This is a genomic window from Streptomyces sp. NBC_00190, from assembly GCF_036203305.1.
Classification (GTDB): domain Bacteria; phylum Actinomycetota; class Actinomycetes; order Streptomycetales; family Streptomycetaceae; genus Streptomyces.
In genome coordinates, this window is record NZ_CP108131.1 from 4,315,178 (window position 1) to 4,337,358 (window position 22,181).

The 22,181-nt window shown below is 72.6% G+C and carries 24 protein-coding genes and 1 pseudogene; 11 read left to right on the forward strand and 14 right to left on the reverse strand.

The window, feature by feature from the left end; genetic code table 11:
* Positions 1-9: 9 nt before the first annotated feature.
* The 6 genes from OG429_RS20845 to OG429_RS20870 form a co-directional block, all read right to left on the reverse strand.
* Entirely contained in the window at positions 10-669 is a 660-nt protein-coding gene (locus OG429_RS20845; protein ID WP_328926808.1) for a response regulator transcription factor, read from the reverse strand.
* Complete coding sequence (locus OG429_RS20850) at positions 666-2,066, reverse strand: sensor histidine kinase (protein WP_328926809.1); 1,401 nt, start codon at positions 2,064-2,066, stop codon at positions 666-668. Before OG429_RS20850 ends, OG429_RS20845 begins: the two co-directional genes overlap by 4 nt.
* A gap of 88 nt (positions 2,067-2,154) precedes the next feature.
* Positions 2,155-2,826 (reverse strand): response regulator transcription factor, encoded by a 672-nt coding sequence (locus tag OG429_RS20855; protein WP_328926810.1) that lies wholly within the window; start codon positions 2,824-2,826, stop codon positions 2,155-2,157.
* A 6-nt stretch (positions 2,827-2,832) separates the two neighbouring features.
* Entirely contained in the window at positions 2,833-4,140 is a 1,308-nt protein-coding gene (locus tag OG429_RS20860; protein ID WP_328926811.1) for a sensor histidine kinase, read from the reverse strand.
* Positions 4,141-4,162: 22 nt separating this feature from the next.
* Positions 4,163-5,392, reverse strand: a complete 1,230-nt coding sequence (locus OG429_RS20865; RefSeq protein WP_328926812.1) for an acyltransferase family protein — start codon at positions 5,390-5,392, stop codon at positions 4,163-4,165.
* The gene (locus OG429_RS20870) at positions 5,385-6,449 is read right to left on the reverse strand and encodes an alpha/beta hydrolase (protein ID WP_328926813.1); all 1,065 of its coding nucleotides are present in this window, start codon (positions 6,447-6,449) and stop codon (positions 5,385-5,387) included. Before OG429_RS20870 ends, OG429_RS20865 begins: the two co-directional genes overlap by 8 nt.
* A gap of 188 nt (positions 6,450-6,637) precedes the next feature.
* Between OG429_RS20870 and OG429_RS20875 the strand changes: the two are divergent.
* Positions 6,638-7,133 (forward strand): annotated as a pseudogene (locus tag OG429_RS20875) (HIT family protein).
* A 13-nt stretch (positions 7,134-7,146) separates the two neighbouring features.
* On the opposite strand, the gene OG429_RS20880 reads toward OG429_RS20875, so the two are convergent.
* The 6 genes from OG429_RS20880 to OG429_RS20905 all read right to left on the reverse strand — a co-directional run bounded on the left by OG429_RS20880 (position 7,147) and on the right by OG429_RS20905 (position 10,918).
* Positions 7,147-7,542: a LysE family translocator gene (locus tag OG429_RS20880; RefSeq protein WP_328926814.1), complete on the reverse strand. Its 396-nt coding sequence runs from the start codon at positions 7,540-7,542 to the stop codon at positions 7,147-7,149.
* Positions 7,543-7,547: 5 nt separating this feature from the next.
* Positions 7,548-7,685, reverse strand: coding sequence for a hypothetical protein (locus OG429_RS20885; protein WP_328926815.1), 138 nt, complete (start codon positions 7,683-7,685; stop codon positions 7,548-7,550).
* A 15-nt stretch (positions 7,686-7,700) separates the two neighbouring features.
* Positions 7,701-7,937 (reverse strand): nuclear transport factor 2 family protein, encoded by a 237-nt coding sequence (locus tag OG429_RS20890; protein WP_328926816.1) that lies wholly within the window; start codon positions 7,935-7,937, stop codon positions 7,701-7,703.
* A 90-nt stretch (positions 7,938-8,027) separates the two neighbouring features.
* A complete protein-coding gene (locus OG429_RS20895; protein ID WP_328926817.1) occupies positions 8,028-9,566 on the reverse strand; it encodes a serine/threonine-protein kinase in 1,539 nt (512 codons plus the stop codon).
* Between the two features lie 187 nt (positions 9,567-9,753).
* Positions 9,754-10,296: a MarR family winged helix-turn-helix transcriptional regulator gene (locus OG429_RS20900; protein WP_328926818.1), complete on the reverse strand. Its 543-nt coding sequence runs from the start codon at positions 10,294-10,296 to the stop codon at positions 9,754-9,756.
* Complete coding sequence (locus tag OG429_RS20905; RefSeq protein WP_328926819.1) at positions 10,289-10,918, reverse strand: DJ-1/PfpI family protein; 630 nt, start codon at positions 10,916-10,918, stop codon at positions 10,289-10,291. Before OG429_RS20905 ends, OG429_RS20900 begins: the two co-directional genes overlap by 8 nt.
* A 198-nt stretch (positions 10,919-11,116) precedes the next feature.
* Here OG429_RS20905 and OG429_RS20910 point away from each other — a divergent pair, with 198 nt between their 5' ends.
* From OG429_RS20910 to OG429_RS20920, 3 genes are all read left to right on the forward strand, one after another.
* Positions 11,117-12,475, forward strand: a complete 1,359-nt coding sequence (locus OG429_RS20910) for an aspartate aminotransferase family protein (RefSeq protein WP_328926820.1) — start codon at positions 11,117-11,119, stop codon at positions 12,473-12,475.
* A gap of 161 nt (positions 12,476-12,636) precedes the next feature.
* The gene (locus OG429_RS20915; RefSeq protein ID WP_328926821.1) at positions 12,637-13,305 is read left to right on the forward strand and encodes a GntR family transcriptional regulator; all 669 of its coding nucleotides are present in this window, start codon (positions 12,637-12,639) and stop codon (positions 13,303-13,305) included.
* Positions 13,306-13,448: 143 nt separating this feature from the next.
* On the forward strand, positions 13,449-14,099 hold the full coding sequence (locus tag OG429_RS20920) for a hypothetical protein (RefSeq protein WP_328926822.1): 651 nt from the start codon (positions 13,449-13,451) through the stop codon (positions 14,097-14,099).
* A gap of 110 nt (positions 14,100-14,209) precedes the next feature.
* Here OG429_RS20920 and OG429_RS20925 read toward each other — a convergent pair whose 3' ends face one another.
* Positions 14,210-14,956, reverse strand: a complete 747-nt coding sequence (locus tag OG429_RS20925) for an SLATT domain-containing protein (protein ID WP_328926823.1) — start codon at positions 14,954-14,956, stop codon at positions 14,210-14,212.
* 268 nt (positions 14,957-15,224) lie between these two features.
* Here OG429_RS20925 and OG429_RS20930 point away from each other — a divergent pair, with 268 nt between their 5' ends.
* The 7 genes from OG429_RS20930 to OG429_RS20960 all read left to right on the forward strand — a co-directional run bounded on the left by OG429_RS20930 (position 15,225) and on the right by OG429_RS20960 (position 21,341).
* Complete coding sequence (locus OG429_RS20930; RefSeq protein WP_078892798.1) at positions 15,225-15,569, forward strand: YbaB/EbfC family nucleoid-associated protein; 345 nt, start codon at positions 15,225-15,227, stop codon at positions 15,567-15,569.
* 43 nt (positions 15,570-15,612) lie between these two features.
* Positions 15,613-16,212, forward strand: a complete 600-nt coding sequence (gene recR, locus OG429_RS20935; RefSeq protein ID WP_030010802.1) for a recombination mediator RecR — start codon at positions 15,613-15,615, stop codon at positions 16,210-16,212.
* Positions 16,205-16,852, forward strand: a complete 648-nt coding sequence (locus OG429_RS20940) for a DUF5063 domain-containing protein (protein ID WP_328926824.1) — start codon at positions 16,205-16,207, stop codon at positions 16,850-16,852. Before recR ends, OG429_RS20940 begins: the two co-directional genes overlap by 8 nt.
* Before the next feature lie 122 nt (positions 16,853-16,974).
* Entirely contained in the window at positions 16,975-18,249 is a 1,275-nt protein-coding gene (locus OG429_RS20945; protein ID WP_328926825.1) for an aspartate kinase, read from the forward strand.
* The gene (locus OG429_RS20950) at positions 18,246-19,319 is read left to right on the forward strand and encodes an aspartate-semialdehyde dehydrogenase (protein WP_328926826.1); all 1,074 of its coding nucleotides are present in this window, start codon (positions 18,246-18,248) and stop codon (positions 19,317-19,319) included. The genes OG429_RS20945 and OG429_RS20950 overlap by 4 nt, the downstream gene beginning before the upstream one ends.
* Before the next feature lie 169 nt (positions 19,320-19,488).
* Positions 19,489-20,271 (forward strand): SigE family RNA polymerase sigma factor, encoded by a 783-nt coding sequence (locus tag OG429_RS20955; RefSeq protein ID WP_328926827.1) that lies wholly within the window; start codon positions 19,489-19,491, stop codon positions 20,269-20,271.
* The gene (locus tag OG429_RS20960; RefSeq protein WP_328926828.1) at positions 20,268-21,341 is read left to right on the forward strand and encodes a hypothetical protein; all 1,074 of its coding nucleotides are present in this window, start codon (positions 20,268-20,270) and stop codon (positions 21,339-21,341) included. The genes OG429_RS20955 and OG429_RS20960 overlap by 4 nt, the downstream gene beginning before the upstream one ends.
* Positions 21,342-21,363: 22 nt before the next feature.
* On the opposite strand, the gene OG429_RS20965 is transcribed toward OG429_RS20960, so the two are convergent.
* Positions 21,364-22,170: an SURF1 family protein gene (locus OG429_RS20965; RefSeq protein WP_328926829.1), complete on the reverse strand. Its 807-nt coding sequence runs from the start codon at positions 22,168-22,170 to the stop codon at positions 21,364-21,366.
* Between the last annotated feature and the right edge of the window lie 11 nt (positions 22,171-22,181).

The window sequence follows — 22,181 nt, forward strand, 5'->3', positions numbered from 1 at the left end:
CCCCGCACCCTATGCCGGGGTCACCAGCCGGGTCTCGTAGGCGAAGACCGCCGCCTGGGTGCGATCCCGCAGGCCCAGCTTCACCAGGATGCGGCTCACATGGGTTTTGATCGTGGACTCGGCGACGATCAGCCGGCCCGCTATCTCCCCGTTGGACAGCCCCTGCGCGATCAGTACCAGCACCTCCTTCTCCCGCTCCGTCAACTCGCTGACCCCCGCCGGGTCCGCGAGCTTCGGCGTCTCGGCGAGCTTCGAGAACTCCACGATCAGACGCTTGGTCACCGACGGCGCCAGCAGCGCCTCCCCGGCCGCCACCACCCGGACCCCGTCCGCGAGCTGACGGGCCGACGCGTCCTTGAGCAGGAACCCGGAGGCCCCGGCCCGCAGCGCCTGGTACACGTACTCGTCGAGGTCGAAGGTCGTCAGGACCAGCACCTTCGCGTCCGTGTCCGCCGCCACGATCTCCCGCGTCGCCTCCAGCCCGTTCATCAGCGGCATCCGGATGTCCATCAGCACCACGTCCGGCCGCAGCGCCGCCACCTGAGCGATGGCCTCACGGCCGTCGACCGCCTCGCCCACCACCTCGATGCCGTCCATGGCGTTCAGCAGGACGGAGAACCCCTCGCGCACCATCATCTGGTCGTCGACGATCAGCACCCTGATCGTCATGGCGCGCCCGCCCCGGACCCAGTGCCCGACCCGGTCGCCGACCCGGTCGCCGTCCCCGAATTCGGCCCCGTCCCCGCCACCGGCTCCGGACGGTTGCGCACCGGTATGAACACCGCCACCTCGTACCCGCCCGTCCCGGACTCGCCGACCGTCATCTCCCCCTCCAGCATGGCCACCCGCTCCCGCATCCCGGTGATCCCGTGCCCGGCACCCGGCGAGGGCCGCACATCCCCGGTCGGCGCCCCGTTCACGACGCGTATCCCCAGGCCGCCCAGCACATACGACACTTCCACGGAGGCCGCCGCGCCCGGCGCGTGCCGCAGCGTGTTGCTCAGGGCCTCCTGGATGATCCGGTACGCCGACAGCTCCACCCCCTGAGGCAGCTCCCGCACCGCACCCGTGACCGTCTTCTCCACGCTCAGTCCGGCTTCCCGCACATTGGCCAGCAGCCCGTCGAGCGAGGCCAGCGTCGGCTGCGGCGCGTCCGGAGCCTCGTAGTCCGCGGAGCGCACCACGCCCAGCACCCGCCGCAGCTCCGTCAGCGCCGCCACCGCGTTCTCCCGGATGGTGACGAACGCCGCCTCCAGCTCGGGCGGCGGGTTCTTTACCCGGTACGGCGCGGCCTCCGCCTGGATCGCCACCACCGACATGTGGTGAGCCACCACGTCGTGCAGTTCCCGCGCGATCGTGGTCCGCTCCTCCAGCAGCGTCCGCTTGTCCCGTTCGACGGCCGTGACCTCCTGCTGCGCGCTCACCTCCGCCTTGGCGTTGCGGCGTATCCGGATGCTGCTCGCGATCGTCAGCGCGATGGCCGAGGTCACGGCCATCTCCGGCAGGTTCGTCCCGTAGCGGTTGTTGAGCAGCACCGACATCGCGAAGCCGAGGACCAGGGTGAGGGACCACATCCACCCGGCCACCCGGGGTCCGGTCCGCAGGGTGACGAGGACCATGACCGCGATGTAGGAGACGAAGGCTCCAGGGCTCCAGGGCCAGAAGTCGTTCCCGCCCAACCCGGGGACGGCGCCGAGCACCAGCGTCATGGCGACCGCGGCCCACCAGGCGGCGACCGGCCGGACCAGCGTCATCAAGACCGGCGCCGCGGCCACCAGCCCCGTGAACAGGAGGCCGGCATCGCCGAGATACCCCGAGTCGGACGTTCCGGTGAACAGGACGAGGATGAAGGCCAGCGCCCCCACCGCCGCGTACTGGCTCCACGGCGCGTACCGGCGTATCGGAGCGGGCAGCCGTCGCACGAAGCGCCCCGGGGTCTCCACCAGCGGCAGCGGCCGGTAGGCCATGGCATCGGTGAGGAGGTCCTGGCGCAGGGTCGCGATCACCTCCGATGCCACTCGGAATTCAGGCGTCCGGGTTGTCCCCCCGGTGGTCGTCTCGGTCATACCAGAACCGTAGGGCCGCACGGCCGTACTCCGCGTCGCCGCTGATGGGGATTTCCCGGGCTCCCTCTCAAGTACTACGTGGGGTGTATCAGTAGCCCGTCGGACGGACCAGGCCCGTCTCGTACGCGAACACCGCGGCCTGCGTGCGGTCCCGCAGGCCCAGCTTCACGAGGATCCGGCCCACATGGGTCTTCACCGTCTGCTCCGCCACGGTCAGGTGCGACGCGATCTCCGCATTCGACAGGCCCTGGGCCACGAGCGACAGGACCTCCGTCTCCCGCTCGGTCAGCTCGTCGATGCGCGCCCGCGACGGCGCCCGCGGCGCCCCCAGCCGGGAGAACTCCGTGATCAGCCGCTTCGTGATGTTCGGCGAGAGCAGCGCCTCCCCGGCCGCCACCACCCGCACTGCCTCCGCGAGCTGGTCGGCCGACGCGTCCTTGAGCAGGAACCCGGAGGCGCCGGCCCGCAGCGCCTCGTACACGTACTCGTCGAGGTCGAAGGTGGTCAGCACCAGCACCTTCACGGTCGCGCCGGCGGCGCCCGTGATGACGGAGGTGGCCTCGATGCCGCCCATCCCCGGCATGCGGATGTCCATCAGGACCACGTCCGGCCCCAGTTCGCCGACTTTGGCCACGGCGTCGGCCCCGTCCACGGCCTGGCCGACCACCTCGATGTCCGGCTGGGCATTGAGAAGCACGGTGAAGCCCTGCCGGACCATCATCTGGTCGTCGGCGATCATCACCTTGATCGGGGAGTGCATGAATCCCTACTTCGTCTCGGGTGCGGAGCCGCCGGGCAGGTCCTGCGGATCCATCGGGAGTACGGCGGTCACCTCGTACCCGCCGTCGGGGCGTGCACCGGCGGCCAGCTCGCCCCCCAGCATGCCTGCCCGCTCCCGCATCCCCAGCAGCCCGTGCCCCGCACCCGGCGAGGGAAGGGCCGGCCGGGTCGGCGCGGTGTTGGCGACGCACAGGTGCAGGTCGCGCGGCCCGTAGGCGATGCCGATCTCCACCTGCGAACCTGGAGCGTGGCGCAGGCAGTTGCTCAGTGCTTCCTGCACGATCCGGTACGCGGTGAGCTCGACGCCAGGGGTGAGCGGCCGCCGTATCCCCGCGATCTCGGTGGTGACATCGAGCCCCGCTCCCCGCACGTTGTCCACGAGGCCGTCCAACTCGGCGAGGGTGGGCTGCGGATGGTGGGGGTTCGCGGGATCGTCCGGCTGCTCGGAGCGCAGCACGCCCAGCACCCGCCGCAGCTCCGTCAGGGCCTCCAGCGCGTTCTCCCGGATGCCCGCGAGGTTCTCCTTGAGCTCCTCGGACGGGTTCTCCACGAGGTGCGGGGCGACCTGCGCCTGGATGGAGATCACCGACATGTGGTGCGCGACGACGTCGTGCAGCTCGCGGGCGATGCGGCTGCGCTCCTCCAGCAGCGTGCGCCGGGCACGCTCCTCCTCGGTGAGGGTCTCCTGCTCGACGAGTTTGCCGCGGGTCAGGCGGTTGGCCCGCAGGGCGTAGCCGAGGATTCCCACGAACCCGAAGAGGATGGCCACGCCGGCGATGATCGTCTGGCTCCGCGGCGGACTGAGGACGGCCTCGGCCAGTCCGGAGAGGGCGAGCGTGATGCCGATGACCCAGGCGGTCACCCGGGGCGGCACCCGCAGGGCGACCATCAGGATCAGGGGCGCGAGCGTGAACGGCCCGGCGGGCGTCCAAGGCCAGGACTGTCCCGGACCGACGTGGTCGTGGATGACCCAGGCGATGAGAGCCGCGGTGACGAGGCCGAGCCACCAGGCGGCGATCGGCCGGAACATGCTGAGCACGATGGACGCGGACGTCAGCAGCGCCAGCGCCACGCCGGCGCCCTCGACCCCGTAGTGGTCGTTCAGCTGCATCCCCGTCAGGACACCGCAGGGAATAGCGGCGTAGCAGAGGACCACATGCGGCAGCCAGGCCAGCCAGCGCGGCCGGGACATCTTCGGGAGGGGGTCCCGCTTCAGGGTGAACAGCTCCCGGGCCAGTCCGCGCGGCAGGACGATGCGGTGCTCGGCGGCGGGCGGCTCGGTCTGCTGGTTCACGCCGTCCAGGCTAAGGCCGGCCCTAGACATGGGTGATCTTCCTGGCGGTGGCGGCCGTCCGGGGGCGGGGGACGGCGGCGGTAGCGGTGGCGGGTGCCGCGGTGGGGGCCGTGGTGGGGCCGGGCTTCGGACGGCATGAGACCTGTTCGTACGTACGGAACGCGGCCCAGCAGATCGACAGCGCGGCGGCGAACACCGGCAGCCACAGCAGCCGGGCCGCTATCCATGCCATCGAGCCGGGCACGGTGTGCAGCCCGGGCAGGTCGGCCGGGACCAGCAGCCCGAGTGCGGTGACGGCCATCATGGCGGTCTGGTGCCAGAGGAAGATCGTCATGGCGGAGAGGTTCACCAGGGCGACCTTCGCCCAGGCCGCCGGGCGCCGCATGGCGCGGGCCAGCGGCCCGCGGACCAGCAGGGCCAGCCCGCACTGGGCCAGTCCGAACGCGGCCGCGGCGAGCGTCGGCGGATTCAGGTTCGATACGGCCGCCCCCGGGACACCCACCATGGACGCCGGATAGCCGCCCCACAGGATCAGCGCCGCGGTGGCGACGGCCCCCGCGGTGAGCAGGAGGAGGGCGGGACCGCGCCGGGCGAACGCCCCTCGGGACCATGCGGCACCCAGGGTGTACGGGACGAGCCAGCCCGCGGCCACGTTGACCCAGCCGACCCACTCGGGCCCTTCGAGTCCGAAGCGCCACAGGTCGACGCCCGCCACCACGGCCAGCGGCCACAGCGGATGGAGCCGGGACACGAGCGGGGTCGCGGCGGTCAGCGCGGCGAAGACGAGGAGGAACCAGAGGGGGGAGAGGACCAGCTTGACCAGCGTCTGGACGGTGTTCAGCTCCACTCCGCCGATGAGCATCCCGCCCGCCACGACCGTCCACAGGGTGAGCACGGCGGCGACCGGACGGAACAGCCGGCCCAGCCGCTGCCCGACCCAGGTGCGGTACGAATCCCCGCGCTCCCGCGCCGAGGCGTAGCCGCGGGCGGCGACATGACCGCCGACGAGGAAGAAGACGGCGAGGGTCTGGAACACCCAGGACACCGGGGCGAGCCAGGTCATGTGCGCGAGCGGGCTGGTGTTGCTCAAGCCGCCATCGGCGGTGGTCAGAGCCGTGACCAGCCAGTGGCCGAGCACCACGCCGAGGATCGCGAAGGTCCGCAGCGCGTCCACGGCACGGTCCCGGTCGGCCGGCGTGGCCGCGTCGATGCCCTCGGCCAGGTCGGACCAGCGGGCGCGGAGCTTACGCATGAGGGACCTCCGGGGCGGTGGTAGTGGCGGTGCCGAGGACGATGGCGGCCAGGTTGTCGAGGGACTCGGTGCCGGGCTTGAGGTAGTCGCTGTGCCCGGCCGGGCCGGCGGCGAAGGCCCGTGCTCCGAAGGCGGGGTCGACGGGGTCGGTACCGAAGCCGATCCGGCCGAGCCGGACGTGCGGGACGGTGCCTATCCAGTCGCCGCCGCCCCGCCCCGCCCAGACCCGGGCCTTCGTCGGCAGGTCCTGGACGGAGCCGGCCCCCGTCCCCGGACTGCCGAACAGGACCATGTCGGTGACCTCGGGCGCGGTCCCGGTCCGGGCGCAGACCACGGAGCCGTACGAGTGGCACAGGAGCGAGAGATGGGAGCCGGGCCCCGCCATGTCCCGCAACCGGTCCAGGAAGGGCCCCAGTTCGGCGGCGGCCTCGTCGGCGCGATCGGCTGTCAGGACGGTCGTGCTGACCGTGCCGGGGGTGTCGTACCCGAGCCAGGCGACCACGGCGGAGCGCGGATGCTCGGCCTGGAGGCGCTGCTGAAGGGAGACGGCCCCGGCACGGAACCTCTGGTAGGTGTCGAGCGTCGTGTCGGACCCGGGCACTAGGACGGTGACCCGGTCGGCGGTCTCCAGGTCGCCGAACACCTCGACGGCCCGGCCCCCTCCGCGGCCGTCGAAGGCGAGGAACCGCGCCGCACCAGCCGCGTCCATGGCGCGCAGCTTGGCGGCCCGGCCGGTGCGTCCGGCGGCCTCGGCCATACGGGCCGCTTCGGCGAGGTTGGCACGGTTGGCGTCGTAACGGTCGTGCGGTGCGGTGCCGTCGGCGAACGCGACGGGCGCCGGCGCGGGGACGCCGGGGGAGGCGGCGGCGGACACGGGAACCACGACCGCCGCCGCGACCAGCGCGGCCAGCAGCGTGCGCCGCAGCCGCCCGCTCGACGCGGCACGCCGCCCCGACCCCGACCCCGATCCCTCCCCTGCGCCCGCCCCCGTCGCCCCGCCGATGCCCGCCGTCGTGCCCACGGTCGTCGTGCCCACGGTCGTCGTCCCCGCCGCCATCGTCTCTTCCTTCGGTCAGGAAGAGCCGTCACCGCCCTTCTCTGTCACCGAAGTTAGAAATCCGAGCCCCTCGTCGGCGTCACGCTCCAGAGCCGTGTTCCCGCGTAGCTCTCAGGTATGACAGGGGCTACCTGAGAGCCACGCCGAAGCCCAAGTCGCCCGGTTTGCAGCCGCGTTAGGGTCCGGAGATGACCGAGACCGACTGGCTCCACGACCGCATCGGCAGCGCGCACCGCGGGGAGAACCCCACCGTCCTGCGGCCGCCTCGACGCCGGTTTCGCCGTGATCGGGGACCGGCAGTTCCTGCCCGGATACTCCGTACTGCTGACCGACGATCCCGCCGTGACCCGCCTCTCCGACCTCCCCCGGGCGCGCAGGGCCATGTACCTCGGCGATCTGGAGCGGCTCGCCGAGGCCGTCGAGCGCGCCTGCCGACGGCTCGATCCCGCCTTCCGCCGCGTGAACATCGAGATCCTGGGCAACGCCGACCCGTACCTCCACACCCACATCTGGCCCCGCTACGACTGGGAGCCCGCCGACCGCGTCCGGCTGCCCGTGTGGCTGTACGAGGAGGAGTACTGGCGGGGCGGGCAGCACGCGCTGAGCCATCGGCACGACGGCCTGCGGGCCGCCATCGGGGAGGAACTGGACGCCCTCACCGGGCAGTCCGGACCACGGGGCTAGTCCGTCGGGACGCCTACGACGTCGTCGCCACCCGCACGCCGAAGCCGATCAGGACCACACCCGTCACGCGGTCCAGAGCCCGCCGGACGCGCGGTCGCGCGAAGAAGCGCCGGGCGCGCGAGAGGACGTACACGTACGTGCCCAGCCAGCACAGGTACGCGGCGCCCGCGAGCTTCACCGCCAGGTACACCTCCGCCGACGCGGCGAGCCGCGCGGCCAGGCCCGCCACGGTGAGGGCGCCCCACAGCAGCAGTCCGACCGCGATCCCGCCGACGGTGCGCAGCCCGTCGGCGCGCCCCCGGGTCACCGCCCGCTTCGTCACGACCGCCATGTCGGGACCGGGGACGAGGGTCAGGAGCGCCAGGACGCCGGTCGCGCCGAGCAGCGGGGTGAGGTGGTGGCCGAGCACGCGGCTCAGTCTGCCACCAGGGGTTCCACGTAGCCCGCCCGCCACCGCGGGGCCGGGTCCTGGCCGGGGCTGGTCCAGTACTCCCGCGCCCCCACGATCTCCCCGTCCCGCACCGTCCACAGGGAGACGGCCCGGTAGACCACGTGGTCCTGGGGTATCTACACCTCGGTGACGACGAGGTCGCCGTCCGCCAGGATCCGCAGCAGTTCCACGGATCTCTCGTCCGCGTACCCGTCGTCGCTGTTGACGGCTATGAAGTTGGCCCGCCCCACGATGCGCTCGCCGCTCACGGGCCACTCGATGACCGCGTCCTCGGCGATGAGCCCCGCCACGCCGTCCCAGTCGCGCGCCTCGATCCGCTCCCACAGTCGTGCCACTACGTTCAACGGCTCCATGCCCGGCAGTGTCCGACGGCGCTTCGACGCGCAACAAGCTTTGCTTGCAGGCTTATCGACTTCGACACATTCGGTGCGGTCGGAGATCGGTCACTGCCTGCGGTAGGTGAGCGGGGGATGGTCGCTGCCCTCCAGCTCACGCTGGAGCGTGCCGTCGGACCGCAGCCGCAGCCGGCTCCGGCCGCCCGGGGCGCAGGTCGGCGGAGCCCCGGAGGTGACGGTGGAGGCGCCGAGTTCCACCGGGTCCGGTGCGCTGTTCAGGGGAGCCGTCCAGGCGCAGGCGAAGCCGGGGGCCTGGACGGCGAGGGACATCACCGGGTCGCCGGCCTCGCCGCCGGTGAGGGTGAGCCGCCAGGTCTGGGTGCCCGTGGTGGCCCGCCAGTTGCCGAGGTACGCCTCGGGGAGACCGGTCGTGCCGGTGGCCGTCGTGGCAGTCGGGGCCGCGCCAGCCGTCGTGGCCGGCGTACGGGGACTGCCGACGGGCGGGCGCGGGTCGTCGGCGCCGCTCATCACCGCGTACACCGTGCCGGCGGACAGGCCGGCGACGGCCGCGGCCACTGCGAGGAGGAGGGCGGTGGAGGCGGTACGGGGGCGATGCGGAGGTTCCGCTTCCACCGGCGGGTACGGCCCGTACGACGCGTACGGCGCGTACGCGGGCGGCGGCTGCGTGAGCGGCGGCTGCGCCGGGCGGTCCGGTCCGGCGTCCTCCCGGTCCAGGAGCCGTACGGCGTGCAGCCCGAGCTGGGCCACCAGCGCCGCCGGGAGCCAGGGCTCCAGGGCCTTTCCGTCGGCCACGGTGTCGTCCGCGCCGACCCGGGTCAGGATCTCGGCGGGTCCGGGCCGCGCCGCGGGATCACGCCGCAGGCAGTCCCGTACGAGGTCGTGCAGCTCGGGCGGCACGCCGGTGAGGTCCGGTTCCGCGCCGGTGATCCGGAGCAGGAGGGCGGCCACGCCGCCGGGGTGTTCCGCGTCGCCGAAGGGCAGCCGTCCGGTCGCCGCGTACGCCAGCACCGCGCCGAGGCAGAAGACGTCGCAGGCGGCGGTGACGGGTTCGCCGCGGATCTGCTCGGGGGCCATGCAGCCGGGGGAGCCGATGAGTTCGCCGGTACGGGTCGGACCGGCGTCGGGCCGGGCGGTCCCGGCCGGGGCGCGGGCGATGCCGAAGTCGATGACGCGGGGGCCGTCCAGGGTGAGCAGGACGTTCGAGGGCTTCAGGTCGCGGTGCACGAGGCCGGCGTCATGGATGTCCTGGAGGGCATACGCGAGGCCCGCGGCCAGGATCCGTACGGACCGGAGCGGCAGCGGGCCGGAGCCGTGGGCCACGACCTGGCGCAGGCTCGGCCCGGCGACGTAGCCGGTGGCGAACCAGGGGGTCGCGGCCTCGGTGTCCGCGTCGAGGACCGGGGCGGTCCACTCGCCGCCGACGCGCCGGGCGGCGGCGACCTCGTGGCGGAAGCGGATGCGGAACTCCTCGCGGGCGGCGAGCTCCGGGTGGATCAGCTTCACGGCGACGGTACGGCCGCGGTCGGACCGGGCGAGGTAGACCTGGCCCATGCCGCCGGCGCCGAGGCGGGACAGGAGGCGGTACGGGCCGATGAGGTGCGGGTCGCCTGGGTGCAGTTGTTCCATGGCAGGGTGGTCCCTCCCCCTAGGACAGGCCGAACGGCTCCGCAGCGGAGGACGGCAGGGGGCTCCGGACGGTTGCGCGTCGCCCGGCCGGTCCGCCCGGGCGCCGCCCCGGACCCCGCGCCGTGAACGCCGGCGGTGCTGAACGACCGCCCGCGCCGCAAGCGCCGGCGGGACCGGTGGGGGCGCCTCAGGCCCCGGCGGGGCCGGATGGCGGGACGGGGCCCGGGGCAGGGTCCGGGACCGATGCCGAGCCCGAGCCCGAGCCCGAGTCCGGGAGGCCGGACACGGTGTCCAGAGCGGACGAGAGGCGTTCCAGGACGCGGACCGTCTCGGCGAAGGCGGCGTCGCCCAGTTCCTCCGCGAGCCGGGCGGCCAAGGACGCGTGGCCCGGGCCGATGCGGGCCACCGCCGCCCGGCCGGCCTCCGTCGGCCGCAGCAGCTTCGCCCGCCGGTGCGCCGGGTTCGGGACGTACTCCGCGAGCTCCTTCTCGGCGAGCAGGTCCGCGATGCGCTGCACGCTCTGCCGGGTGATCCCCATGGCCCGGGCGATGCCCGCGACCGGCAGCGGCTCGTGCAGCACCGCGCCCAGCACCTGCCACCACGCGGCCGTCAGCCCGGCCGGCCGGGCCAGTTCCTCGGAGACCGAGAGGAACTGGCCGTTGAGCCGGAACACCCCGAGCGCGGTCCGGCTCAGCAGGTCCTGCCGGGCGCGGACCGAGGGCTCACGCATCGCCCGCCTCCGCCGCCGCCATCAGCACCGGGTACGCGCTCGCGTCCGAGTCGTGGAACAGCCGGTACCACGCGTCCAGGACGTCCGGCTTGTACACGTCCAGGCGGGCGAAGACCTCGCGGGCGAAGGCCACCGGCTCCGTCGGCCCCGCCGTGATCAGGTCGCCGTCCGTCACCGCGTCGGCCTCGACGTACCTCCCGGCGCCGCCGTAACCCGGCTGCTGCGCCAGGTAGAAGGAGGCCGCGCCGGTGTGGGCGCGGTCGTCCAGCAGACCCTCCCGGGCGAGGCCGGCCGTGGCTCCGCAGATCGCCGCGACCGGCACCCCGGCGTCCAGGAACTCCCTCGCCTTCGCCGCGAACGGCGCCAGGTCCCCGCTCGTGTCCCACAGCGAGGCGCCGGTGAGGATCAGCAGCGAGGAGTCCTGCGGCCTCAGCCCGGACAGGGCCAGGTCGGGCTGGACGCGGACGCCGCCCATGGTGGTGACCGGCCGCTCGGCGGTCAGGGCGACGGTGCGGATCCGGTGGCCGCGCTGGGTCAGGTGCGCGGTGGTGTGGCCGGTCTCCCAGTCCGCGTACGTGTCGTAGACCGCGAGGTGTACGGGCTTGCGCGGGGTCTCGCTCATGGTGATCGCCTCCGGGTGGGATCCGACGTCCAGGACAAGCTCTATGACAAGAGACTGTCATGTCGACAGTATGCTGTCAACTAGTGCTGTCAGCCATCCTGGCGGGCCCCGCGCAACGACAGACTGCCGAGACCGGCCCCCCACCCCCATACAATCCGCCGATATCCCTTCCCACCTGCGCACTTCTAGCGTGACGCCATGACCCCTCATGTCGCCTCGCACACCCTCGCCGCAGTGAAGGACGCCGACCGCAAGCACGTCTTCCACTCCTGGTCCGCCCAGGCCCTGATCGACCCCCTCGCCGTCGCCGGGGCCGAGGGGTCGTACTTCTGGGACTACGACGGCAAGCGCTACCTCGACTTCTCCTCCCAGCTGGTCAACACCAACATCGGCCACCAGCACCCCAAGGTCGTCGCAGCGATCCAGGAGCAGGCCGCACGGCTCTGCACCCTCGCGCCCGGCTTCGCCGTCGACGTCCGCTCCGAGGCCGCACGCCTCATCGCCGAGCGGACCCCCGGCGACCTGGACAAGATCTTCTTCACCAACGGCGGCGCCGAGGCCGTCGAGAACGCCGTCCGCATGGCCCGGCTGCACACCGGCCGCGCCAAGGTGCTCTCCACCTACCGCTCGTACCACGGGGCCACCGCCGCCGCGATCAACCTCACCGGCGACCCGCGCCGCTGGCCCTCCGACACGGCCGCCGCCGGCGTCGTGCACTTCTGGGGCCCGTACCTCTACCGCTCCGCCTTCCACGCCACCACCGAGGCCGAGGAGTGCGCCCGCGCCCTCGCCCACCTCGCCGACACCATCGCCTTCGAGGGGCCGCAGACCATCGCGGCGATCATCCTGGAGAGCGTGCCCGGCACCGCCGGCATCATGACCCCGCCGCCCGGCTACCTCGCGGGTGTGCGCGAACTCTGCGACCGCCACGGCATCGTCTTCATCCTGGACGAGGTCATGTCCGGCTTCGGCCGTACCGGCAAGTGGTTCGCCGCCGACCACTGGGGGGTCACCCCCGACCTGATCACCTTCGCCAAGGGCGTGAACAGCGGGTACGTGCCGCTCGGCGGCGTCGCCATCTCCGCCGCGATCGCCGAGACCTTCGCCACGCGCCCCTACCCGGGCGGACTCACGTACTCCGGCCACCCCCTGGCCTGTGCCGCCGCCGTCGCGACGATCAACACGATGGAGGAAGAGGGTGTCGTCGAGAACGCCGCTCGCCTCGGCGAGGACGTGATCGGCCCGGCGCTCGCCGAGATCGCCGAGCGCCACCCCTCCGTCGGCGAGGTCCGCGGTCTGGGCACCTTCTGGGCGCTGGAACTCGTACGGGACAAGGAGACGCGCGAGCCCCTCGTCCCCTACAACGCGGCGGGCGCGGCCAACACGCCGATGGCCGAATTCGCGGCGGCCTGCAAGGCGTCCGGCCTGTGGCCCTTCGTCAACATGAACCGCACCCACGTCGTCCCGCCGTGCACCATCACCGAGGCGGAGGCGAAGGAGGGCCTGGCTCTCCTGGACGAGGCGCTGACGGTCGCCGACCGCCACACCACCGCCTGACGGGCCGATCCGGAGGGCAGGGCCCGGTCCGGGTCCGCGGGTCTGTGTGGTTCTCGTCCGCATAACGGGTCGGACATCCACATAACGATCACAAACCGCTCGGTTTCAGCCTCGCTGTCTGGCCTATGGTGTCCGGAGTTCTACAGAGGAGACGGACCCCTATGCCAGGCAGCGGAGCTGTCACCCGCAACACACTTCGCCAGCAGATCGCGGACGCGCTGCGTGACGAGGTGCTCGCGGGACGCCTGCCGCCGGGAACCGAGTTCACCGTCAAGCAGATCGCCGAGCAGTACGAGGTCTCCGCGACCCCGGTCCGCGAGGCGCTCGTCGACCTCTCGGCCCAGGGGCTGCTCGAACTGGTCCAGCACCGGGGCTTTCGCGTGCGGATCCTCTCCGTGGACGACTTCCGCGGAATGATCGAGGCCCGCGCGCTGGTCGTGGACGGGATCTTCCGCAGGCTCGCCGAGCGCGGCACCGACCTCGGCTCCGGCGAGCCGCTGGTCTCCGTGCGCCGCCGCGCCGACGAGGCGCGGCGGGCCGCGCAGAGCGGTTCGCTCGAAGTACTGATCGGCTACGACCTCCGCTTCTGGCGGGAGCTGAGCGGGCTGGTCGGCAACACCTACATCTCCGAGTTCCTGCACCGCATCCGCGTGCAGTGCTGGGTCTTCGCCGTACCCCACCTCCAGCGCGATCCGCAGCAGCTGCGGGCGGCGCTGTGGGACGGGCACAGCGACCTGGTGGACGCGGTGACCCTCGCGGACGCGGACGCCGTACGGAGCATCGTGCGGGGCTACAACCAGCACGCCCTGGCCTGGGCCGCCGGACTGTAGCAACCGCGCCGGGCCGGACGCCGCGGCACCCTGTCGTGCCCATGGCGTCACCCAACGTGGACCGGGTTCTGCGCACCCCTTCGCGGAGGGTGTTCGGCCCACTACTCTGGCCGGATCGGCGCCAACGACTGATCGGAGCCCGCGTGGCCTGTGACCTGTGGCTGGTCCCCCTTGTCGACGTGCTGTGCCACAGCCCCGACAATCCGTTCGCGGAAGAGATCGCCTCGTACGACAAGGCGCTGGGAGAGGCCGGACTGCCGTCCGTGCCCGTGTTCGCCTACATGCCGGGCCTGAGCGGGGACGTCGCCCCCGTCGCGGGTTTCGACTACGACGCCCTGCACTTCCTGCGGCGGGCGTACCTGCTCCAGATCTGCGGGCTGCCGGTGACCCCGGTGGACGAGCTGGGCGGTGACTACGAGCAGCTGCTGGAGATGTTCGAGCCCACGGCGCAGCAGTCACATCTGGTGTGGCACTACGACCACGCCGGGGCGTACGTTCCCGTGGACTTCGCGGTTCCGCTGGCGAACGAGGAGCTGCTGGCCGGAGGGGGTCCGCTGGGGTCCGCACAGGGGCTGCTGCGGGAGCTGGCCTTCGTGGGCCCGGCCATCGGGATAGACCCGGCGAACCCGCCCGCGGCGCCGGCTCCGCCGAGGCGGCCGACGTCCCTGGAGGAGCCCGCGGGGCCGATTCCGTACGACGACAACCCCTTCGCACGTGAGCGGCACGTCTGGCTGGGGCTGCACGCGGCCGCGACGCGGAGCCTCGGCCAGGGCTCGATGATCATTTTCAGCTGAGCCGGCCCCGGGGGGTGCGGGCGCGGGGGCCGCTGCGCGCAGCTGGTCGCCGCCGGCCCTCTCCCCGTGGCCCGTCCCGGGTCAGCCACGCCCCGGGAAACAGCCCCGGGTCAGCGGGGCTGTTCCGGCGGGCGCTGGCGCGGCATGTTCGGGCGGGTGCCCGGGGGGAGCGGGAAGCGCGCCGGGGGGATGTACGCGTCCGAGCGGGCGCCGACGGCGCCCAGGGACTGCATCACCAGCGGTGCGGGGCCGGAGCTGAACTCCACCATCCACTCCGCGGTCTCGGAGCGGACCAGCTCCGTCACGTCCTCCGAGAAGCGCCGCAGCACCGTGAGGCAGCGCTCGGCGGCCTCGCTCGCCGTGCCCTCCGTCGGGCCGAGCACCTCCCGAACGTTCTCCGAAGCCCAGTCGAACTGGAGCGTCTGCAGACGGCGCTGGACCGCCTGCGCGGTGGCGACGTCCCGCATCCAGCCGGACGTCAGGCCGAAGAACCGGTCGCATCCCAGGCAGGCCGCGCCCAGCAGCAGCGCGAGGAACCCGTACGCCGTCGCGCCCGGCGCCGAGCCCGTCAGCTCCAGCAGCGGCATGGCGGCGCCCGTGACGGCGCCGAACGCCGCCCCGCCGCGCAGGACGCGCGCGCCCCGGCGCTTCCAGGCCCGGTCGGACAGATACCACTCGGCCGTGCGCAGCGCGTCGTCCTCGACCCGGCGGTAGAGCTCGTCGAGGCGCTCGGCGGGCTCGCCCCAGTCCCCGAGGGGGAACGGCCGGCCGGTCAGATCGCCGGCCGCCATCGGCCCGCCGCCTTCCTCCCGGGGATCCCGGGGTGGCCCCTCGGGCTGCATCTCCGGCTGGCTCACCCGGCACTCCCTCTGCCTGCGCTGACGTGTGGTGGTGCGCGTGTGCGCAATGGTGCGCATGCTCTTCCTACCTTCGAATGACGCGCGATGGACAACGAATCCCGGGATTTCCGCTCACAAGGAGGGCTCCAGCAGGTACGCGCACGCCCCGACTCTCACTCGAAAGAGTTGGTCCTCACGGCGTAGGGCGCAGCGCCCGGGGAGCACGTAGGCTCGGATTGACCAAGCGTCCCGACCGCGCGTCCCGACTGTACGGAGTGAGTGACCTGTGATTCCCGGTGGTGGCCAGCCCAACATGCAGCAGCTGCTCCAGCAGGCCCAGAAGATGCAGCAGGACCTCGCCGCGGCCCAGGAGGAGCTTGCCCAGGCCGAGGTCGAGGGCCAGGCCGGAGGCGGTCTGGTCAAGGCGACCGTCACCGGCTCCGGTGAACTGCGCGCACTGGTGATCGACCCGAAGGCCGTGGACCCCGAGGACACGGAAACGCTCGCCGACCTGGTGGTCGCGGCGGTCCAGGCCGCCAACGAGAATGCCCAGGCGCTCCAGCAGCAGAAGCTGGGCCCCCTCGCCCAGGGCCTGGGCGGCGGCAGCGGCATTCCCGGCCTCCCGTTCTAGTCCCCTCCCGCATCCGCACCGAAAACCGAAAGAAGGCAGTCCGTTGTACGAAGGCGTGGTCCAGGACCTGATCGACGAACTGGGCAGGCTGCCCGGCGTCGGGCCCAAGAGCGCGCAGCGGATCGCCTTCCACATCCTGCAGGCCGAGCCCACCGACGTCCGACGCCTCGCGCACGCGCTGCTCGAGGTGAAGGACAAGGTCCGGTTCTGCGCGGTGTGCGGGAACGTGGCGCAGGAGGAACGGTGCGGCATCTGCCGTGACCCGCGCCGCGACACCACGGTCATCTGTGTCGTGGAGGAGCCGAAGGACGTCGTCGCGATCGAGCGGACCCGCGAGTTCCGGGGCAAGTACCACGTCCTCGGCGGAGCGATCAGCCCGATCGAGGGCGTCGGCCCCGACGACCTGCGCATCCGCGAGCTGCTGGCGCGCCTGGCGGACGGCGAGGTGACCGAGCTGATCCTCGCCACCGACCCGAACCTGGAGGGCGAGGCGACCGCCACCTACCTCGCCCGCATGATCAAACCCATGGGCCTGAAGGTCACCCGCCTGGCCAGCGGGCTCCCCGTCGGGGGAGATCTGGAGTACGCGGACGAGGTCACGCTCGGGCGGGCCTTTGAAGGAAGGCGACTTCTCGATGTCTGACGCAACGCTGCACGCCCTGGGACAGGATCCGGACGACTTCGCCGTCCAGATCGCGGACCAGATCGAGTCCTTCATCGTCGCGGTCACCGAGGTGGCCAAGGGCGAGGACCCGGACAGCGCGGTGCCCTTCCTCCTCCTGGAGGTGTCCCAGCTGCTGCTGGCGGGCGGCCGGCTGGGCGCGTACCAGGACGTGCTGCCCGACGAGCGCTACGAGCCCGACCTGGGCCCCGAGCCGGATGTCGACGAGCTGCGCGAGCGGTTCGCGTACATGCTGGAGCCGGTCGACGTGTACTCCGAGGTCTTCGACCCGTACGAGCCGCGCAAGGCCCCGGTCGCGCACCGGATCTCGGACGACGTGGCCGACGTGGTGGCGGACCTGCGGCACGGGCTGGCCCACTACCGGGCGGGCCGGACCACCGAGGCGCTGTGGTGGTGGCAGTTCTCGTACTTCACCAACTGGGGCCCGACGGCCTCCGCCATCCTGCGCGCCCTGCAGTCGCTGGTGGCCCACGTACGCCTGGACCAGCCGCTGGCGGCCCTGGACGGCCTGGACACGGACGAGGACCTGGCCGAGGATGACCTCGCGGAACAGGCCGGACAGGTCATGGCCGAGGAACTCGGCGGACTCGGCCGCAAGTGAAGGCCCCGACGCGGGGAACGTGTGCTGTGATCTTTTCGTCTCATGATGCGGTACGAAGCGGTCGGATCGCGGCTGCTCGTTAGACTGCACCAGCAATGAGACGGACTGAGCGAGGAGCGCACGTGGGCCTTGTCGTGCAGAAGTACGGAGGCTCCTCCGTAGCCGATGCCGAGGGCATCAAGCGCGTCGCCAAGCGGATCGTGGACGCCAAGAAGAACGGCCACCAGGTGGTCGTCGTGGTTTCCGCGATGGGCGACACGACGGACGAGCTGATCGATCTCGCCGAGCAGGTATCCCCGATGCCTGCCGGGCGTGAGTTCGACATGCTGCTGACCGCCGGAGAGCGGATCTCCATGGCCCTGCTGGCCATGGCGATCAAAAACCTGGGTCACGAGGCCCAGTCGTTCACCGGTAGCCAGGCAGGCGTGATCACCGACTCGGTCCACAACAAAGCGCGCATCATCGATGTCACGCCGGGCCGTATCCGCACCGCGCTGGACGAGGGCAACATCGCCATCGTCGCCGGCTTCCAGGGCGTGTCCGCGGACTCCAAGGACATCACCACCCTCGGCCGGGGCGGCTCGGACACGACCGCCGTCGCGCTGGCCGCGGCGCTGGACGCCGAGGTCTGCGAGATCTACACGGACGTCGACGGCGTCTTCACCGCGGACCCCCGCGTCGTGAAGAAGGCCCGGAAGATCGACTGGATCTCGTCCGAGGACATGCTGGAGCTCGCCGCCTCCGGTTCCAAGGTGCTGCTGCACCGCTGTGTCGAGTACGCACGCCGATACAACATCCCGATCCACGTCCGCTCGTCCTTCTCGGGACTGCGCGGAACCTGGGTCAGCAACGAACAGCCGCAAGGGGACGAGCAGGTGGAGCACGCCATCATCTCCGGAGTCGCTCACGACGTCTCCGAAGCCAAGATCACGGTCGTCGGCGTCCCGGACAAGCCGGGCGAGGCCGCGGCGATCTTCCGCGCCATCGCGGACGCCGAGATCAACATCGACATGATCGTGCAGAACGTGTCGGCGGCCTCCACCGGCCTCACCGACATCTCCTTCACCCTCCCCAAGGCCGAGGGCCACAAGGCCATCGACGCCCTGGAGAAGGCGAAGGGCGCCATCGGCTTCGAGTCGCTGCGCTACGACGACCAGATCGGCAAGATCTCCCTGGTCGGCGCGGGCATGAAGACGAACCCGGGCGTCACCGCCTCCTTCTTCCAGGCGCTGTCCGACGCGGGCGTCAACATCGAGCTGATCTCGACCTCCGAGATCCGCATCTCGGTCGTGACCCGCCAGGACGACGTCAACGAGGCCGTCCGCGCCGTGCACACGGCCTTCGGCCTCGACTCCGACAGCGACGAGGCCGTCGTCTACGGAGGCACCGGACGATGAACCGCGCCCGGTCCTCCGGCCCGGCGCTCGCCGTGGTCGGGGCGACCGGAGCCGTCGGCTCCGTCCTGCTCCAGATCCTGTCCCAGCGGGCGGACGTCTGGGGCGACATACGCCTGATCGCCTCCGCGCGCTCGGCCGGCCGGGTGCTGGCCGTCCGCGCGGAGGAGAGCGAGGTGCTCGCCCTCACCGAGGACGCCTTCGACGGCCTCGGGCCGGGCGACGTCGCGATCTTCCTCACCCCGGCCGAGGTCTCGGCCCGCTGGGCTCCCGTCGTCACCACGCGCGGGGCCGTCGTCGTGGACCAGTCAGCCGCCTTCCGGGAAGATCCCGAGGTGCCGCTGGTGGTGCCCGAGGTCAACGCGCACGCCGTACGGATGCGGCCGCGCGGCATCGTCGCCGGTCCCGACTGCGTGACCGCCGCGATGATCGCGGCCCTGGGCGCGCTGCACGCCGAGTACGGTCTGGCCGAGCTGACCGTCTCCTCGTACCAGGCCGCGGGCGCCGCCGGCCGGGCCGGCTCCGAGGTGCTGCGCCGCCAGCTGTCGCTGGTCGCCGGGACCTCCCTCGGGGAGCACCCCGGCGACGTCCGCCGCGCGGTGGGCGAGGACACCGGGCCCTTCGCCGCTCCGCTGGCGCTCAACGTCGTGCCGTGGTCCGGTGAGCTGCGCGAGGACGGCTGGTCCTCGCACGAGCTGGCCGTACGGGCGGAGACCCGCCGGATCCTGGACCTGGCGGAGCTGCCGATCGCCGTGACCTGCGTACAGGTGCCCGTGGTGACCGGGCATTCCCTGACCGTGCGGGCCCGGTTCGAGAACGAGGTGGACGCCCCGCACACCCGGGAGATCCTGGAGGCCGCGCCGGGCGTGGTCCTCGTGGACGACCCGGCGGCGGGGGAGTTCCCGACGCCGGCGGACGCCGCCGGTACGGATCCGGCCTGGGTGGGACGGGTGCGGGCCTCGCTCGACGACCGGCGCTCGCTGGAGTTCTTCGTGTGCGCCGACAATCTCCGCAAGGGCGCGGCCCTGAATGCCACTCAGATCGCGGAACTGATCGCGGGTGAATTTGCGTAATTCGCTTTGTAGGATCGGTGCTGATCCCTTGATCAAGGTGATGGCCCGACTGCCGTCTCGAAAGACGGGGCAAGCGGGAAGAGCGGGTACGCATGAGGGCAATCGGGATATTGCTGGTGAGGCTGCGTCGCGCGTACAACCCTGACGGGGGGACGCGTGTCCTACAGGCGTGGCAGAGGCACTGCTCGAACTGGCCGTCGTACCGGCGCGCATCGGGATCGTCCCGCCGCGCCGGAGTTCCCGTGCGCCCGGCGACGGTCTTCCCGTGATCGTTCCCGTCCCGCCGACGGGGCAGTCCGAGGCACCCGCACGGGACGCCGTACCGACCCCGGGCGGCCGCGTGCCCACGCCGCGCGACAGCGCTGACGAGGCCGGGAGCGAGAAGAACGAGACGCCCGGAGCTCCGGCGGAGGCCGCGGCCGAGGCGGTGACGGAGCCGGCGGCCGAGGTCGTGGCCGGCACCACCGTCGACCACCTCACGGAGACCTACCAGGCGCACTACCGCTCGCTCCTGGGCCTCGCCGCGCTGCTCCTCGACGACACGGCCTCCTGCGAGGACGTGGTCCAGGAGGCGTTCATCCGCGTGCACTCGGCCCGGAACCGGGTGCGCGACCGCGACAAGACGCTGGCGTACCTGCGCCAGACCGTCGTGAACCTCTCCCGGTCCGCCCTGCGCCGGCGCATCCTCGGCCTCAAGCTGCTGTCGAAGCCGATGCCGGACATGGCGAGCGCCGAGGAGGGCGCGTACGACCAGCTGGAGCGGGACGATCTGATCAAGGCGATGCGCGGACTGCAGCGCCGCCAGCGAGAGGTGCTCGTGCTGCGCTACTTCGCGGACATGACGGAAGCCCAGGTCGCCGAGACGCTCGGGGTGTCGCTCGGCTCGGTGAAGGCGTACGGATCGCGGGGCATTGCCGCGCTGCGGGTGGCGATGGAGGCTGCGCAGTCATGATGGACGACCACACTCCTCCGGGCGGGGCGAGCGAGGAGCAGGCGCTGCGGGGCCTGCTGCACGGGGCCGTCGAGGGCCTGGAGCCCTCCGAGGGCGCGCTGGAGCGGCTGCGGTGCGCCGTCCCCGCGCGCAGGGCCCTCAAGCGGCAGGTCTGCGTCGGCGCCGCGGCCGTCGCCCTGCTCGCCGGGACGGCGATCCCGGCCGCGCTGCACCTGACGGCCGCGGAGGGCAGCGCCACCGACCACTCGGCCATGGCCGGGCACGGGGAGCCCGGCGGGAAGCCCGCCGCCGTGCCGTCCGACCCGCACCTGAACGGCGCCGGGGCCCAGCCCAGGGCCACCCGCTCCGTCGGCGCCGCCCACGACGCGGGCGGCGCCACCGGGCAGCCGGACCCGACGGCGGGCGGCGTCCCGTCCGGTGGAGTGACGCAGGGCCCGGGCGGCGTCGGCCCGGATCCGGTGGCGGGCACAGGTCCCCAGCCGCCGACGGCCGTGCCGGGGGCGCCCGGGTGCGGCGCCGACCAGCTGGGCGTGGTGGGCTCGGCCCGCGCCCCGCGGGCCGACGGCAAGGTGTACGGCAGTTTCAAGGTCACGAACGTCTCGGCGCACGGTTGTACCGTCACCGGCGCGGGCACGGTGAGGGCGGCCGCCGCGGCCGGTACGTCGACCGGAGCGGGCGCCGGGGTCAGCGTGGTCGGCCACACGGCGGGCGACCCGGCGAGCGGGCTGCTGCCCGATCCGTCGGCAGAGGCGCCGGTGCTGGTGCTCCAGCCGAACACGGCGTACGAGGTCCAGTTCGCGTTCGTGCCGTCGGGCGAGCCGTGCCCCGCGCCGAGCCAGGTGACGGGCACGAAGCCGCCGGCCCAGTCCGGGGACACGGCGGGGGCTTCCGGGATCGCGGCGGACACGCCCGAGCCGCGGACGGACACCACGGCTCCGGCGGCGGCGGGTGTGGCGGTGTCCCACACGCCGCAGGCGGGATCCCCGACGACGCAGACGACGATCCCCGAGGCGTGCACGGGGACGGTGTACCGCACGGGTGCGATCCCGGTGGACGCGCCCAAGCCGTAGCCGTACCGGCGGGCCGGTACGGCTAGGCGGTCTTCGCTGCCGTCGGCGCTGCCGTCTCCGCCGTCTGTGCCGGCTCCGCCGCGAGGAGACCCGCCTCGGTGTCCCGGAGGGTCTCGATCTCGCGGCGGTAGAGGCGGAGCCACATGAAGAGCACGAAGGCGACGAAGACGAACCACTCGCCGGTGTAGCCGAGGTTCTGGAAGGCCTTCAGGTCGAGCCCGGTGCCGTTCGGGGCCTGTGCGGGGACCGGGGTCAGCCCGTCGGAGGGGTTCTGCACGGTCAGCCAGGCGTCGTACACGCCGTACGGGACGAGGTTGACCAGCGAGGCGGCCCCGATCACCCCGAGCTGCCCCGCCGGGAGGCCGCCCTGGGCGTGGACGCCCTTCGTACCGGAGTTCTCCGAGGCCTGGAGGGCGCCCGTGACCTCGACCCGGCCGGTCGGCGCGGCCGGGGCCTTCGCAGGGTCGGCCGTTCCCGGCAGCCAGCCCCGGACCACCGGGACGGCCTTGCCCGAGTCGGTCTTCAGCAGGGTCAGCACGTAGAAGCCGGTCGCGCCGTCCAGGCGCCGCTCGGGGACCAGCAGCTGTTCGCCGTACTCACCGGAGGCGTAGGCGAGCTTTCCCGAGGTCCTCTTGTCCACCGGAAGGAGCGATTCCAGCGGCTCGGGCCCCTGGTCGGCGGGCCGCTCGGCGGTCGCCTCCCGGTGGCTGTCGACGCGGTCCTCGAAGCGGCCGAGCTGCCACGACCCCATGAACAGGCAGAAGGGGACGGCGAGCGCGACGAAGACGTTGATCCCCCACCAGCGCGGGGTCAGGAGAAACCGGTGCACCCCACCACCGT

Bases quoted from the DNA above. Each gene is read 5' to 3' on its own strand.
- OG429_RS20845 (WP_328926808.1), bottom strand. From the start codon at position 669: ATGACGATCAGGGTGCTGATCGTCGACGACCAGATGATGGTGCGCGAG.
- OG429_RS20850 (WP_328926809.1), bottom strand. From the start codon at position 2,066: ATGACCGAGACGACCACCGGGGGGACAACCCGGACGCCTGAATTCCGA.
- OG429_RS20855 (WP_328926810.1), bottom strand. From the start codon at position 2,826: ATGCACTCCCCGATCAAGGTGATGATCGCCGACGACCAGATGATGGTC.
- OG429_RS20865 (WP_328926812.1), bottom strand. From the start codon at position 5,392: ATGCGTAAGCTCCGCGCCCGCTGGTCCGACCTGGCCGAGGGCATCGAC.
- OG429_RS20870 (WP_328926813.1), bottom strand. From the start codon at position 6,449: ATGGCGGCGGGGACGACGACCGTGGGCACGACGACCGTGGGCACGACG.
- OG429_RS20890 (WP_328926816.1), bottom strand. From the start codon at position 7,937: ATGGAGCCGTTGAACGTAGTGGCACGACTGTGGGAGCGGATCGAGGCG.
- OG429_RS20895 (WP_328926817.1), bottom strand. From the start codon at position 9,566: ATGGAACAACTGCACCCAGGCGACCCGCACCTCATCGGCCCGTACCGC.
- OG429_RS20900 (WP_328926818.1), bottom strand. From the start codon at position 10,296: ATGCGTGAGCCCTCGGTCCGCGCCCGGCAGGACCTGCTGAGCCGGACC.
- OG429_RS20905 (WP_328926819.1), bottom strand. From the start codon at position 10,918: ATGAGCGAGACCCCGCGCAAGCCCGTACACCTCGCGGTCTACGACACG.
- OG429_RS20910 (WP_328926820.1), top strand. From the start codon at position 11,117: ATGACCCCTCATGTCGCCTCGCACACCCTCGCCGCAGTGAAGGACGCC.
- OG429_RS20915 (WP_328926821.1), top strand. From the start codon at position 12,637: ATGCCAGGCAGCGGAGCTGTCACCCGCAACACACTTCGCCAGCAGATC.
- OG429_RS20940 (WP_328926824.1), top strand. From the start codon at position 16,205: ATGTCTGACGCAACGCTGCACGCCCTGGGACAGGATCCGGACGACTTC.
- OG429_RS20950 (WP_328926826.1), top strand. From the start codon at position 18,246: ATGAACCGCGCCCGGTCCTCCGGCCCGGCGCTCGCCGTGGTCGGGGCG.
- OG429_RS20960 (WP_328926828.1), top strand. From the start codon at position 20,268: ATGATGGACGACCACACTCCTCCGGGCGGGGCGAGCGAGGAGCAGGCG.